Consider the following 13,719-nt stretch of genomic DNA (forward strand, 5'->3'; position numbering starts at 1 on the left):
AACACACTGCTTGGGAAGAATTTAGACGCAGAGGCAGTCGATGACGTCTTGTCGAAACTTAATTGTAACAAGTCAGTCTATGGCCTAGACAAAAATGCTGATTTGGAAAGCCTGAAGCATGTTCCTCTGCAAGGCGCAGCAATTTGTCTGCCCGAGTCGGTCGAAGACAAGACCACGAAACCACGAAAGTTTGTCGGCGACCTAGCTAAACTTAGTGAGGCTTTACAGGCGGCGGATCCACCTCCGGCTGGATCCTGTCTAGAAATGGGTGAACCACTTTTAGGAGTTTGGGTCTTAGATGCAAAAGGTAGCCTGTTTCAGGCGCATATTCCCAATGATGGCTGTTCTGAGCATCTAGGAGATTGGAAAGAACAGAATCTGCCTCAAGAAACGCTGTCAGACTTTCAATAAAATCACAGTCCATCTGCGAACTCACTAAGGTTTTGGTGACGTGAATAAGAGAAAGCCGTTAGAATTCTCCAGTAGAAGAAACGCTGAGCTGGTAATGGAATATTAACGATGTAACCGTTCGCAAAACTGTTAGCGCGTGGCTCTCAAGACTTCGTCTTTGCTTGGTTGTTTGTGGTGCTTCGGCGCACGACAAAATCGTTGCTGTTGCTTAATCGCCTCCGCCGTTTGAGCGCTCGTATTGCGTATTTTGTGGTGTTTCGCCTAAAACGCCACATCGGTGGCGTTTTTACGGCTCCACGCTGTTAGCGCGTGGCTCTCAAGACTTCGTCTTTGCCACGCGCCCTATAAACTCATTCATTGTGTCGAGGACGCCGAAGAACTCCACGATGGGATCCATAATCGGCACCGGCAGAGCCTGCGCCAGTTGCACCAGGCGCACAATCGGAGGATTGACCTTAAACTGGGTACCCCGGTCAATCGCGTCCAACACCTGACAGGCAATCTGCTGCGGACGCGCAATCGGCAACACCAACGGGAACTTGGTCTGCACCCCCTCAAACATGCCGGTAGAAATGTAGTACGGGCAATACAACAGGGTGTGCACATGCGAACCCATGTGCCGCAATTCCTCCCGCAAAGACTGAGCAAAACCCACGGCGCCGAACTTCGACCCGTTGTAATCACACTGCCGGGGCACCCCCACCAGTCCGGCCGCAGAAGCAATCGTCACCACGGAGCCCCGGTCGCGTTTAATCATTCCTGGCAGGAAATGCCGCGTAGTGCGATAGTGCGCCAGGGTGTTTACCTGGAAAGAACGCTCGATTTCAGCCTGGGTGGTTTCCAAAAACGGCTTGCCGGCCAAAATCCCGGCGTTATTAATCAGAATGTCAACCCGCCCGTACTCTTCCAGCACTGCCTTAGCGGCCGCATCGACTTGCCCATCGCTAGTCACGTCCACGGTGTAGGCCGAGGCGCGTAGCGGGCGGGGGAGGGTGGCGGCTTCACGAGTTGCTAGGTCGAGGATTTCGGCGGCGGTTTGCTCGGCGGTCTCGCCGTTCAAGTCCCAAATAATCACGGCTTTCGCCCCGCGCTTGGCGGCTTCCAAAGCCATCAGCCTTCCAATCCCGGAACCCGCTCCGGTAATCAATACGACCGCGCCACGTACCGGCGCCAATTTCGGCCTAAAAAACATTCCTAATCCTCCTTGGGAATCGGGGCGACCAATCACGCCCCGTATTCTACCAACTGGCGGGGTGCCTGGCTGTGTTCAAAATGGGAGTTCGGCGCCGGCTAGGAATTCGGCGGCATTGAGCTGTGGTATGGCTCCGGTGTCTAGGAGGAGTCTGTCCATGGTTATCAAAACGCAGTTCGAGCCGGTGGGCAGAGCCTGAAAACTCCGCAGTTCCCGGGTCAAAGTGTCTGGTTCCAGCGCGCTTAGAGCTACTTGGATATAGCGGGTTTCCTCGCCGCGTTGGGCGTAAAAGTCAATTTCGCCTTTGGGGGTTTCCGCGCTTGAAACCTGGTATTCGCGCCGCAGCAGTTCGAGGAATACCATGTTTTCCAGGTCGTGTCCGGTGTTTGAGGCGCGGTGTCCCAGCAGCGCATCGCGCAGTAGCAAATTTATGAACTATAGTTAATATTTACGCCACTCTCTACCAATTTATGAACCATAGTTCATATTTCTGCCGATTCTCTAGTGAAGTGGCAGAATCAAGCCGGGCAAGTCCTGGTTGTGTTAGCTTGTCGTCCTTGATTTTTTGCCAGTTTTTGCGGCGATGGATTTGATGGTTTGTAAATATTCTTGTTCTACTGGGGAGAGGTTGTCGTTGCGGAATTTTTGGTATTACTGTCGGGCTTTATCCATTGCCTGCTTGTGGCTGACTGTGCCGCCTCCTTCCAGTACTTGGTTCCCGTTCGCTGCTAGGATGCGGTCTAGGTGCTCTACATAGTCGCTCATGTACATGGGTCGATGGCGCGTGGCCTGTAGTTCCGCGAAGTCGAAGTACCCCGAAACCAGGTTGTTCAGTGCTTTCAGTTCTTCACCGTTTAGATAGTTTTTAGCTACACTGATGTCTTTGGCGGTGGGGAAGTCGCCTTGAAAGACGGTTAGTCCCATAAATGGTTTGGTTGCGTCAGCACGTTCATAGATTACTTCCGCAGCGGTGTGACCGTGGACGGCGTAGTGGAGTTTGTTTTGTACCATTTTGAAAAAGGTTACGGATTCGGCGCTTTTTGGGTTGTAGTCCACACTGGTGGCGTAGAGATCCAGGACTTGGCGGTACATGACTTTTTCAGAGGAGCGGATATCGCGGATTCGGTCGAGCAGTTCTTTCCAATAGTCTCCACCGCCGAGCTGTTTGAGGCGTGCGTCGTCCATGGTGAATCCCTTGACCAGGTACTCTTTCAACCGTTGGGTTGCCCAACGTCGAAAGTGGGTAGCAATCTTGGATTTTACCCGGTATCCCACCGAAATAATCATGTCGAGGTTGTAGTAGGGAAGTTCCCTGTTCACTAGTCGTTTGCCCTCGGTGCGAACCTGTCGGAAATTCCGACAGGTTGAGGTTTCTTCCAATTCTCCTTCTTCGTAAATGTGTCGTATGTGCTCTATAACATTGGTGCGGGAGGTCTGGAACAGATCTGCCATTTGCTGTTGGGTCAGCCAGACGGTCTCGTCCACGAAACGCACATTAATCCGAGTCGTACCGTCGTCCGTCTGGTAAATGACCAGTTCACCCTGGCCCCCTGGCTCGACCCCATTTCCGGTATTCTCCATCGGTACACCTCCTCTATCCACTAGGCTACAGTCTAGCCCGCGTTTCAAACGCCTGTTCCAAGAAGCACGATTACGACCGCCATCAGGCATGGGAAAATGAAGCCAACCACCAACCATCGCAACCCGAACTTGAATCTAAGGTTTGTTAGTGCTGTTAGAGGAAACTGTAGAGCGCGAGGTCGGGGCGTTTTTCGGCAAGGGCAACAAGCTCGGGGGTGAAGCCTTGTTTGGCGTAGATGGCGTAATGTTTCTGGCGCTTTCTAGGCGTGGGCACGAGGGTGCTGCGGCGCTCCAGTGTTTCCAGGACATCCAGGCCGATGGGGCGGTTGACCCACTTGGCTTCCATGAACAGGGTGGTGGTTTTCGACCCGGCTACCAGGTCGATTTCTTCGGCTTGGCGAGTGTCGGGGTCAGTGCCCCACCAGCGGCCTCGGGTGGGATAGGACTCTGCGAGCTCGCCCGCAGTATTGGCACGGTCGAACAGGTCGGCCACGATTTGCTCAAAACCCAAGCCCATAAAACTGTTCAGTTCCGGGGCCACTGTTGCCTGGAAGGCGGCACGTCCGGTATACATCTCAATAGGGGAGAGGCTCGGCCACACGAAGCGGTACCAGAACCAGAAACAGCCATCTTGAATTCGGTAAATCGTGTTTCGTCCGCCGCGTCCGCCACCCGGACTGGCACCTCGTGAAACCGAACTCCAGCACCCATCGCACCACGCCCACCCGGAGCCACCCACGGAGACTCGCGCGAGACAATACCCAAGTCAATCAGCGCCTCCAGATAGTTGGTTAACGCGCCGCTAGAAATCCCGGTTTTCGTGGCAATTTGATTGTTTTTCGAGGCTCCCGAGGTGATGGCAGCGAGGATAGTGCTGTAGCGTTTTGGCTCGCGCAACTTCTGTTTCAGCAGGTTATCGGGTTCCTCTACCAGCCGGCCATTGGGCTCGAAGAACAGACGTATCAGATTTTCCTCAGCGGAGGCGGAAGTGTCCACGAAATCCAAGTATTCCGCGACCCCGCCAGTAGCCGCGTAGAGCAGCGCAGCGTCCTCGGATTCCCGTGGCATGAAGCGGTGGAAGCGTCTCAGGAAGCTTTATCTTGTTGGAAACTTAGAGCCACCGAATTCATGCAATATCGGTTCCCAGTGGGGGTCTGGGGTGCGTCGGGGAAAACATGTCCCAGGTGGGAACCACAGTTGGAGCAGCGTACTTCGGTGCGAATCATGCCGTGCGTGGTGTCGGTGCGGGTTTCCGTGGCTCCGGCTTTAGCCTCAAAGAAACTCGGCCAGCCACAACCAGAGTCGAATTTGGTGTTGGAATCAAACAAATCTTGCCCACAGGCGCCGCATTTGTAAATTCCAGTGTTAGTTTCGTAGAGCAGCTCCCCACTGCCCGGTGCTTCCGTTCCAGCCTCACGTAAAACGTGAAAAGCCGCTGGCGAAAGACGTTTTTTCCATTCGGACTCGCTGAGTTGAAACTGAGTCATATAGTTTCCTTTCGTTAGGTGTTAAGGTAATTCTGCAACAGTTTGAGGCGCTTGTCAGCTTTTACGTTGCGGAGCTTCACTATCAGGAAAACTCGCACTGTGTTGGAATATAACAGGAATTTCGATACCAGCCAGGAAGTTGGGGGTGCCGAAGTGATAAATATAAGATATAAATGTTGAAAAAATTCATAGGTACTGACTATAATAGTTCGTGTTGGCCGTGTGTATCCAGCGGCACTTCGTACTACAAGGAGGTAAAGTACCAATGAACCTGATGAACACCCAACTCCAAGAATTCAAAACCCAAGCCTACAAAGACGGTAAATTCCTAGAAGTCAGCCACGAAGACGTGCTGGGAAAGTGGGCAATATTCTTCTTTTATTCGGCGGATTTCTCGTTCGTTTGCCCCACGGAGCTCAGTGACCTGGCCGAGCACTACGGGGAACTGCAAAAGCTCGGCGTGGAAGTCTTCTCCGTTTCCACCGACACCCACTTCGTGCACAAGGCTTGGCACGATACCTCCGAGGCCATCGGAAAAATCCAGTACTACATGCTGGCCGACCCTTCCGGGCAGATATCCACAAACTTCCAGTGCCTGCGCAGCGGGCAAGGTCTGGCCGACCGCGCTACTTTCCTGTTAGACCCCCAAGGTATCATTCAGTTCTTCGAATGCACTTCGGAAGGAGTGGGACGCAACGCCGAAGAATTGGTGCGAAAGGTTAAAGCCGCCCAGTACATTGCCGCCCATCCCGGTGAAGTCTGTCCCGCCAAGTGGGAAGAAGGCGCAGACACCTTGGCTCCGTTCTTGGATTTGGTTGGCAAAATTTAGGCTTTAGGTTGACAATAGGGCTGGCACCTCATGAATCCGCCCCAAACCCAAACCCCGCCGAAACAATGAAGCTAACCGTCCCCAACCAAAACGAAGCGAGTGAATAATCCGATGACAATCCTAGATGACAAGCTTACCGCCCAGTTGCGCGAGTTATTGACGAAAGTGCGTGAACCCATCGAGCTGGTCGCTGCCCGGAACGACAGCGAAACCTCGACCAAGATGCTGGCTTTGCTGCACGAAATCGCAGAGCTAAATGGGCAGGTCACTGTAGACGAGGCAGACTATGAACTGCGCCCGTCCTTCGCGATTCGCCGTGCGGGAGACCCCACCGTCAAAGTGCGTTTCGCCGGAGTGCCATTGGGACACGAATTCTCTTCGCTGGTGCTGGCCTTGCTGCAGGTCGGGGGACATCCCGCCAAGATTAGCGACACGCAACGCGAAGCCATCGAAGCGTTGCCGGCTCACCAACTGCGCACCTATATGTCGCTAGGATGCGCAAAATGCCCGGATGTGGTGCAATCCCTAAATACCATCTCGATTATCAACCCCAAGGTGGAACACCTGGTTGTGGACGGCGCGGCGTTCCAAGATGAAGTCGAAGAACTGGGGATTATGAGTGTGCCGGCCGTGGTGGAAGGCGAGGAAATTATCTGGTCGGGATTGGGGGAACTGGACGACTTCATCGGTCTTTTGGGTGGGGCAGAAAAAAAATTGCCGGCCGGCGTGTCGAAACCCGCCGGAATCTCAGACGAACCGGGTCAGCCTGCCCTCCCTGCAACATCAAACGCCGTCGAGAATCCATCGGCGGTTGAACCCTACGAGGTGCTGGTGGTTGGGGGTGACCCGGCAGCGGTTACCGCCGCGATTTACACGGCATGCAAAGGGATTCGCACTGGGCTGGTCACGGATCGGCGTGGTGGCCAAATTCTGGACACTGACGTGATTGAAAACTACGTGTCGCGGGTACAAACCACCGGCAAGGATTTGGCGCGAGATTTTTATCAACATCTGGGCAGCTACCCGGTGGATTTGTTTATTCCGCAACTGGCTGTGCAGCTGGTGGCTGGTAAGGGGGATAGCTCGGGTGGCTCCGGGTTCATGAGGGGCTTGCTGAAAATCGTGACAAACCGAGGCGCGAACTTGGAAACAAAAACGCTGATTATCGCCACCGGTTCCGGGTGGAGAACCCTGGGTGTGCCAGGCGAAGAGGAATACCGCAACCGAGGGGTGTCGTTTTGCCCGCACTGTGACGGTCCGCTGTTCAAAGGTAAGAAACTAGCGGTGGTTGGGGGCGGTAATTCCGGAGTGGAAGCTGCGATTGACCTGACCCCAATTGCGGCGCACGTCACCGTGGTGGAGTTCCGTGATGAGCTCAAGGCCGATCAAGTGCTGGTCGACGAACTGCGCCGCCGGGACAATATCGATGTAATCACCGGGGCACAAATCACCGAGATTTTTGGTGATGGCAAGCGGGTGACCGGGCTGAACTATCGGGATCACCACTCGGAAACGATGAAAACCTTGGAACTGGACGGGGTGTTTATCCAAATTGGGATGCGTCCTAATACGCAGTGGCTGGAAGGCGTGGTGGAGTTAAACCAATGGGGACAAATCGTGACCGACAATCGGGGAGCCACCAGTGTTCCCAGGGTTTATGCGGCGGGGGATTGCACCAATCAGCCCTATAAACAGATTCTGATCGCCCAGGGTTCCGGGGTGGGGGCGGCTCTGGGAGCGTTTGAATACCTGATTCGTAGCGGTGCGCTCCAGAAAGCATCCTAGGCGCGGGAATATTGACTGAGGCAAAGCATGAATCTGAAGGATTTAGCGTATTTCGTAGCGCTAGTTGAGGAAGGAAGCTTCACGAAAGCTGCCGCCCGGATGGGGGTGAGTCAACCCACGCTCTCGACCCAGGTTAAACGCTTGGAGCAAGACTTGGGTGCCAGTTTAGTGGAACGCTCCACCCAGAAGTTGATTCTCACCCCGGTGGGTAAAGAAGTGGCGAAACGAGCCGAGGACATTGTGTTAGCGGCTTCTGACTTGGAACATGCCGCTGCGGCTCAAGCCGACTCGGGAGCCAGTGAGATTACTTTGGGAATTTTCCCGACGCTGTGCCAGTATTTTCTGGCGCATTTGTTGCCGCTGCTGCGTCGGGAGCGTCCGCGTTTGCGGATGCGTTTTGTGGAATGCCGTTCCCCAGTGTTGAAAGAGAATCTGATCGGTGGAGAAGTGGATGCGATTCTTTTGGCCGAGCCCTTCGAGCATCGGGGTGTCACCCAGGTACCTTTGTTCCGCGAGGATTTCTTACTGGCGGTGCCTGCTGGTAGCGAGTTAGAGCAGCCTGGGGAAGTGCATATGGAGGATTTGAAAGAAACCACTTTGACTCTAGTGAACCAAGATCACTGTTTGCGGGGGCAAACCGAAGAGGTTTGCCGCGCGGCGGGCGCGCTGTCTTCCCAATTCGCGGCAACTTCCCTGGAAACATTGCGGTATTTGGTGGCCTTGGGTGAAGCCGTCACTCTAGTCCCGCGCCTGGCTGCTTGCCCTCCGATTGACCAACCGGAGGGAATGGTATTGCGCGAGTTCGCCGACCCGAAACCCGGGCGCGACATCAGCCTGTTTTGGCGAACCAGCAGCGGCTTGAACCCCGTATTGGAGGATTTCGCCGCCCTGATACGCCGCGCTTTCACACCTAGTGCTACGGCTCCACTGCGGACATATCAGATGAATACAATCACTTTATCCAACTCGTGATTTGAAAGAATGTAACATTAGTTAAATGTGAAGAACTTCATTGTTAGCTGTGCTATTAATTGTATCGCGTACTATAGAAAGGAATACGGTAAACGCGGCGCAAGCAAAAAAACACAGTCCGCTTGGAATGAGTACAACTCCATCAGCTAGAACCCCAATTAAGATACATGTCATGGTATGGCCACCAGTCTTTGGTTTGATACCGGTTTTTAGCACCAGCGAGTGTGCCCGATATCGCATGATGTTCCAGGCCGTCTTTCACGCGCATTGAACCCCCTCTATGACTATCGGAGCGGGATTGTAGTCCACAGTTTCTGCGCAATTGGCCACTTCAAGCGTCTCGCATATCGTTTCTTTTTTTGTCTCCCATTCGGAAGCGGTGGCGACTGATGACGCTGGCAGAAAAGTCAAACTTGCTGCAACAAATGTGGATAAAAGTGTGGTAATATGCTTCCTTTTCATAAGATTTTCCTTATGGCTAGTCACCACAACCACAGTCGTTGTGATGCATTGTTAATGCCCACGCCCATCGCTATACTACAGATAGGTGTGAATTGCAAGTTACCGGCGTACTTCATATTGTTTGTACCACGAAACTTGGGGGTAACCCCACCCGCAGACATTTAACGAAACGCATTGTAAACCTCCTCAAGCGAAATCCCAGGTCACAGGACTATGTGTGCGTTCGATCCCCGGCTCTCGCGCAGCTAAACATCCACGGACATTTAGGAATCTGTTGCGGGGGAGGGCAGCGGGTGGTTTTCCCAGATTGAGGGGTGAAACATCCCGGCGGTCAGCTCGGGGCTCAGTTCGGTTTCATCGAACACCTCGGTAAAAGCGTCGCGAGCCGCTGCCAGTATTTGCTCTATAATGTGTTGCCCGTCAGCCTTGGATAACCCGTAGCAGCAAGACGCTGCAATCAACACGTCGAGGCGCGATTCTCGTTGGCCATCTGCGCCGAAACTGATGGCCTGGTTGGAATCCCAACTTGCGCCGCGCACCGGTTCGATGTCGAAAGCTGGGGTCAGACGCATATGCGCCCCATCCCAAAATACAGCGTGGTTGCGGGCGTGGTCGTCGTTATTCCCCAGCATAATATTGGCGGCAATACGCCGGAAAATCTTTTCCCCCACTGAGTTCCCGAAATCACCAGTGTCGCTAACACCACCGGCACCGTCGCTGACCCCGCCGCCGTGTTGCACCAGTTGGGAATACAACTGTCGATACGAGGTGTAACGTGCGGTCAGCTCTGATTCCCCGGAAAGAGTCAGCAAAGACAGCACCGGAATCCGCCCGCCCGTCGCATCGCGATCAAACCGCTGCACCACCAAGGCATCCCTGCCATTCAGACTGGTCAGACGAACTTTCGCAGCCTCCACACCCATTCGCGTGGCCAGCAAAGTCGCGAACGCCTCGCGTCGAATAGACATCCCCGTATCGCTGGTAGATAGCTTGATAATCTCGCGGGCAGTAGCGATTTTCGGCTTCGCGCCCCCAATCGAAGTCCCATGCACCAACGCCAGCCCAGCCGCGCGGGAAAGCCGGCGCTGGGACAGCAGCAACTGAATATCAGCCTCCAAAGCCTGCACATCAGTATCTTCCAGGCGGGGCACATATTGGCTGAGCGAAGCTTGAAAATCCAGGTTCCCAAACCGGTTCGACCCCGATTCCAACATATAGGTTTCCAAGGATTGCGGCTGACCACCGTGCTGGTAGTCAATCACGTTTTGCCCCCATCCATCAGGCAGCGCATCCCGAAACACTCCGTGCATTTCCAAGCCCGGTGGGGCAATGAACTCCCTTTCTTCTAGCGGCAATCCCGGTTGCAAGGCATAAGCCAGCGGGTGATCCAGATAGCTTTTGCCATAAACAAAGCTGTAGCGTCCCTCTGGGCTGGGAGCGAGCCTACCTGCCACCACCGGCCGCGTGGCACCCGTAAGCCACACCCACACTGCTATCGATTGCGCCGCCATTCCCATCACCTGGCCTTAGAAGTCGTTGTCGAGTTTTGTTTTCGCATGTACCCGCGCCGGCAGCAAGGCTACGTAGCGCTCTGTGGATGCCTTTAGGCGTGCCAAGCTCACCGGGTCATCGGTGCCGAACAGCGGAATCCCCAACACCCGCATCACCTCAATGGCAGTGCCGATACTAACCGTGGGCGAGCCGGTTTCCAGCGAAGCAATCGTGCGCGGCGAACATCCCGCCAAGGCCGCCAACTGGGCGCGTGACCACTGTTGGTTCGTTCGCGCGGTGCGCACCTGGCCACCCAGAATCGCCAGCGCATCCTTCGTTGCCGCTTCCGTTATCGGTTTATGTCGCCCCATAAGGCACCACCCCCGACTCCATGCAATACTCTATTATTCACACGCTTGATACTATCAAAGTATTGCATTAAAACTTGGGGTTTGTATTATAAAAGCCTGATATGTGATGTTTGTTACGGACACAAGTAAAGGAACTGTTGACTCAGCCCCGGGCACGCCGAGCTTACTTGATGTACTGGGATTCCAGGCCTTCCGCTTCCAGGAATTCGCGGAAGGGAACCAGGTATTGGGCCTCGTATTTCTCGCGGTAGGCACTGATTTCTGACTCCGAGAACAGCTTCGGATTCAGTTTCAGGGTTTCCACCGGAATCGGGCGGTCGGTGGTAATCTTGCAGTCCACAGCCACGGTATGACCGGCTTTATTGGCGGCCACGGCTTCCTGCATCACCCGGTCAATATCCTCAATCCGCGAGACCGTGAATCCCTTGGCTCCCTGGGCTTCGCTAATCTGGGCATAGTCCACATCGGTGAAGTCAGTACCAAAGAGGTTCTTGTTGGTGTTCTCGTACTTATTCTTGATGAAAGCGTATTCCAGATTCGTGAACACCACGTTTATCACCGGCAGTTTGTGATGCACATTAGTAACCACATCGGGATAGGTCATCGGAAAAGCCCCGTCACCAATGATGTTCCACACTTGCCGGTCGGGATAAGTATTCTTCGCTCCAATCCCACCTGGCAGGCCTCATCGACCAGTTTCGGCAGTTGCTCCGGATATGCCACCCGGCGGTTGTACGCGGCAATAAGGGGTAAAAATCCGCGCTCTAAGCGGGTAGCAACAGTGCGGCCGCCGCCGCCAGATTCGGAAAGGGAAGGCGCGCATCGGCGACATCAGCCAGCGCTGGCTTGGCACAAAAAGCGATGCCCAAACCGGCACGGGTCACCATCTTCAGGTCATTCGCCCCGTCACCCATTGCCACGCAGCGCTCAACCGGAACACCAAGCTGTCCAGCCCAATCAGCCAAGGCTTGTTCTTTGGAATCGGCAGTGACAATCTCGCCTAAAGGTCGCCCCGTTAGCACCCCGCCGGCCACCTCAAAACGATTCGCCAGCACGTAATCCACCCCGGCCGCCCGCGCCTTTTCCTCTACCAGCTCAACAAAACCACCGCTAACCACCCCGAGCCGGGTGCCATTGCGACGAAAAGCCGCAATCATCTGGCTGGCGCCTGGTGAAAACGCGTATTCTTCACGCACCGCCTCCAACACGTCCACCGACAGCCCCGCCAAAGCCCCCATCCGGGCACGCAGCGAAGCCGCAAAATCCAGCTCCCCGCGCATCGCCGCCGCTGTAATCGCCGCGACCTGCTGTTGAACCCCGGCTTGAGCCGCCACCAAGTCGATGCCTTCGCCAGCAAACAGGGTCGAATCCGCATCCATCACCACTAAAGCCGGACCTAACCTAGCCATTTCCCCGACTGTCACCGCCACCGCGAATCCCGAGGCGCCACCTGCAAGGCGATTCGAGCTTGTTGGGGTTCCCTCGCCGGTAGTTGTGTCGTCAATGGTCGTGTCGCCAGACCCCAGCTCGGCTTCGAGGTCTCTCGTCCAGCGGTTTCGTGCGGCGTGTTCCACTTCATGAGGCGCCATTGCTGAAACCGAGCAACGCCACACATCCCCGACCTTGCCGGGGGGGTCGACTTGCAACTCATGAAGCCCGAAACCAGTGACGCGCGAAACCAAACGCGCCCAGACCGACGGGGATAACAGAGCTGGAGAATCCGAAGACAACAACGGGGCTGACGGAGACACCCCACCCCGACTGCCGTCCCACGCACAAGTAAAACGCAGTAAGCCAGATACAGATATAGTCACGGATACTATTCTAGTTTTCCACCCGCGTTCCCTTGGGAACCACGGTGATGCCCCCGTCGCTGACTATGAAACCACGGCGACGATCCGCTTCCAGGTCAACCCCGATGGTGACGCCCTCGCCCACATAGACATTCTTGTCCAGAATCGCGCGATCCACCCGAGCACGACGCGCCAAAACCACCCCATTCATCAACACTGAATCCGACACATGCGACCAGGAATTCAGCCGCACCCCAGGGGATAGGATTGAGTGCACACAACGCGCCCCCGAAATAATCACGCCGTTAGACACGAAGGAATCGATAGCGTGCCCCATGCGGGAATCATCCCCGTAAACAAACTTCGCCGGAGGCATCTGACCGCCGGTATTAGTCATAATCGGCCAGCGCGGGTTATACAGGTTGAACACGGGATGCACCGAAATCAAATCCATCGAGGCCTCAAAATAGGCATCAATCGTGCCGACATCACGCCAATAGTCCCGGTCACGGTCAGTGGCACCAGGAACCTGGTTCCTGATGAAGTCATAACAGTTAGCTTCGCCGTGTTCGACAAAAAACGGCACAATATCACCACCCATATCGTGGTTGGAATCCTCGTTTTTGGCATCCTGCGCCATGGCCTCAAGCAAGGCCTTAGTGGTGAACACGTAGTTACCCATCGAAGCTAGTACTTGGTCGGGTGCGTCCGGCAAACCCACCGCATCCTGGGGTTTTTCACGGAAAGCGGTAATCCTGTCCGATTCGTCGGCTTCAATCACCCCGAAAGCCGAGGCCAGTGCCAATGGCTGGCGAATCCCCGCCACCGTTGCGGGCAGCCCCGAAGCAATGTGAGCGTCGACCATCTGGGAGAAATCCATGCGGTAAATATTGTCCGCCCCGATAATAAGCACATAGTCCGGGTCATCATCCTTGATGATGTTCAGTGACTGATAGATGGCATCAGCCGACCCCATGTACCAGTGTTTTCCGGTGCGCTGCTGGGCGGGAACCGGAGCCACGTAGTTGCCAAGGATATTCGACATGTGCCACGCGGTAGCAATATGCCGATCCAGGGAGTGGGATTTGTACTGGGTCAGCACAACCACTCGGTGGTAACCCGAGTTGACCACATTAGACAGTGCGAAATCAATTAAGCGGTAGTGACCGCCAAAAGGAACCGCAGGTTTAGCGCGATCCTCAGTGAGGGGCATGAGGCGTTTGCCTTCGCCCCCGGCCAAAATAATCGAGAGTACTTTAGGATTTGCCACAAACCTAGCATATGTTAAAATTTCGGGACTTTGGGGACTTTTCCGAGCCAAATTTAAATTATTTTTAAGGTAGGT

15 protein-coding genes are annotated in these 13,719 nt (G+C 54.7%); 4 read left to right on the top strand and 11 right to left on the bottom strand.

The genetic code is table 11. The features are described 5' to 3' along the window. Positions 1 to 102 precede the first annotated feature (102 nt). A complete protein-coding gene (locus tag F4555_RS11105; protein ID WP_231282784.1) occupies positions 103 to 411 on the top strand; it encodes a hypothetical protein in 309 nt (102 codons plus the stop codon). Positions 412 to 727: 316 nt separating this feature from the next. Here F4555_RS11105 and F4555_RS03640 read toward each other — a convergent pair whose 3' ends face one another. From F4555_RS03640 to msrB, 6 genes are all read right to left on the bottom strand, one after another. Continuing rightward, a complete protein-coding gene (locus F4555_RS03640; protein ID WP_036369573.1) occupies positions 728 to 1,603 on the bottom strand; it encodes an SDR family oxidoreductase in 876 nt (291 codons plus the stop codon). A gap of 75 nt (positions 1,604 to 1,678) precedes the next feature. Then, positions 1,679 to 2,029 (bottom strand): ATP-binding protein, encoded by a 351-nt coding sequence (locus F4555_RS03645; protein ID WP_004016909.1) that lies wholly within the window; start codon positions 2,027 to 2,029, stop codon positions 1,679 to 1,681. Positions 2,030 to 2,254: 225 nt separating this feature from the next. Beyond that, on the bottom strand, positions 2,255 to 3,184 hold the full coding sequence (locus F4555_RS03650; protein WP_004016908.1) for a virulence RhuM family protein: 930 nt from the start codon (positions 3,182 to 3,184) through the stop codon (positions 2,255 to 2,257). Positions 3,185 to 3,338: 154 nt separating this feature from the next. Next, positions 3,339 to 3,758, bottom strand: coding sequence for a DUF234 domain-containing protein (locus tag F4555_RS03655; RefSeq protein WP_103759010.1), 420 nt, complete (start codon positions 3,756 to 3,758; stop codon positions 3,339 to 3,341). Then, positions 3,710 to 4,252: an AAA family ATPase gene (locus F4555_RS03660; RefSeq protein ID WP_103759011.1), complete on the bottom strand. Its 543-nt coding sequence runs from the start codon at positions 4,250 to 4,252 to the stop codon at positions 3,710 to 3,712. The genes F4555_RS03655 and F4555_RS03660 overlap by 49 nt, the downstream gene beginning before the upstream one ends. 17 nt (positions 4,253 to 4,269) lie before the next feature. After that, a complete protein-coding gene (msrB, locus tag F4555_RS03665) occupies positions 4,270 to 4,671 on the bottom strand; it encodes a peptide-methionine (R)-S-oxide reductase MsrB (RefSeq protein WP_004012543.1) in 402 nt (133 codons plus the stop codon). Between the two features lie 265 nt (positions 4,672 to 4,936). On the opposite strand from msrB, the gene ahpC reads away from it, so the two are divergent. The 3 genes from ahpC to F4555_RS03680 all read left to right on the top strand — a co-directional run bounded on the left by ahpC (position 4,937) and on the right by F4555_RS03680 (position 8,257). Then, the gene (gene ahpC / locus F4555_RS03670; protein ID WP_004014892.1) at positions 4,937 to 5,500 is read left to right on the top strand and encodes an alkyl hydroperoxide reductase subunit C; all 564 of its coding nucleotides are present in this window, start codon (positions 4,937 to 4,939) and stop codon (positions 5,498 to 5,500) included. Between the two features lie 111 nt (positions 5,501 to 5,611). After that, positions 5,612 to 7,285: an alkyl hydroperoxide reductase subunit F gene (gene ahpF, locus F4555_RS03675; RefSeq protein ID WP_004016905.1), complete on the top strand. Its 1,674-nt coding sequence runs from the start codon at positions 5,612 to 5,614 to the stop codon at positions 7,283 to 7,285. A gap of 27 nt (positions 7,286 to 7,312) precedes the next feature. Beyond that, positions 7,313 to 8,257 carry a hydrogen peroxide-inducible genes activator gene (locus F4555_RS03680; RefSeq protein WP_004016904.1) on the top strand — a complete coding sequence of 315 codons (945 nt, stop codon included), beginning with the start codon at positions 7,313 to 7,315 and terminating at the stop codon, positions 8,255 to 8,257. A 725-nt stretch (positions 8,258 to 8,982) separates the two neighbouring features. On the opposite strand, the gene F4555_RS03685 is transcribed toward F4555_RS03680, so the two are convergent. From F4555_RS03685 to glgC, 5 genes are all read right to left on the bottom strand, one after another. Then, positions 8,983 to 10,230, bottom strand: coding sequence for a type II toxin-antitoxin system HipA family toxin (locus F4555_RS03685; protein WP_004014896.1), 1,248 nt, complete (start codon positions 10,228 to 10,230; stop codon positions 8,983 to 8,985). Between the two features lie 15 nt (positions 10,231 to 10,245). Next, positions 10,246 to 10,581, bottom strand: a complete 336-nt coding sequence (locus tag F4555_RS03690) for a helix-turn-helix domain-containing protein (protein ID WP_004014897.1) — start codon at positions 10,579 to 10,581, stop codon at positions 10,246 to 10,248. A gap of 163 nt (positions 10,582 to 10,744) precedes the next feature. Further along, positions 10,745 to 11,263 carry a thiamine pyrophosphate-dependent enzyme gene (locus F4555_RS03695; RefSeq protein ID WP_211579579.1) on the bottom strand — a complete coding sequence of 173 codons (519 nt, stop codon included), beginning with the start codon at positions 11,261 to 11,263 and terminating at the stop codon, positions 10,745 to 10,747. Between the two features lie 82 nt (positions 11,264 to 11,345). Continuing rightward, positions 11,346 to 12,395 carry a phosphoserine phosphatase SerB gene (gene serB / locus F4555_RS03700; protein WP_255312910.1) on the bottom strand — a complete coding sequence of 350 codons (1,050 nt, stop codon included), beginning with the start codon at positions 12,393 to 12,395 and terminating at the stop codon, positions 11,346 to 11,348. A 10-nt stretch (positions 12,396 to 12,405) separates the two neighbouring features. Next, on the bottom strand, positions 12,406 to 13,644 hold the full coding sequence (gene glgC / locus F4555_RS03705) for a glucose-1-phosphate adenylyltransferase (RefSeq protein WP_004014899.1): 1,239 nt from the start codon (positions 13,642 to 13,644) through the stop codon (positions 12,406 to 12,408). Positions 13,645 to 13,719: the final 75 nt, after the last annotated feature.

Origin of the sequence: Mobiluncus mulieris, assembly GCF_014204735.1 — a bacterium.
Taxonomy (GTDB): Bacteria; Actinomycetota; Actinomycetes; order Actinomycetales; family Actinomycetaceae; genus Mobiluncus; species Mobiluncus mulieris.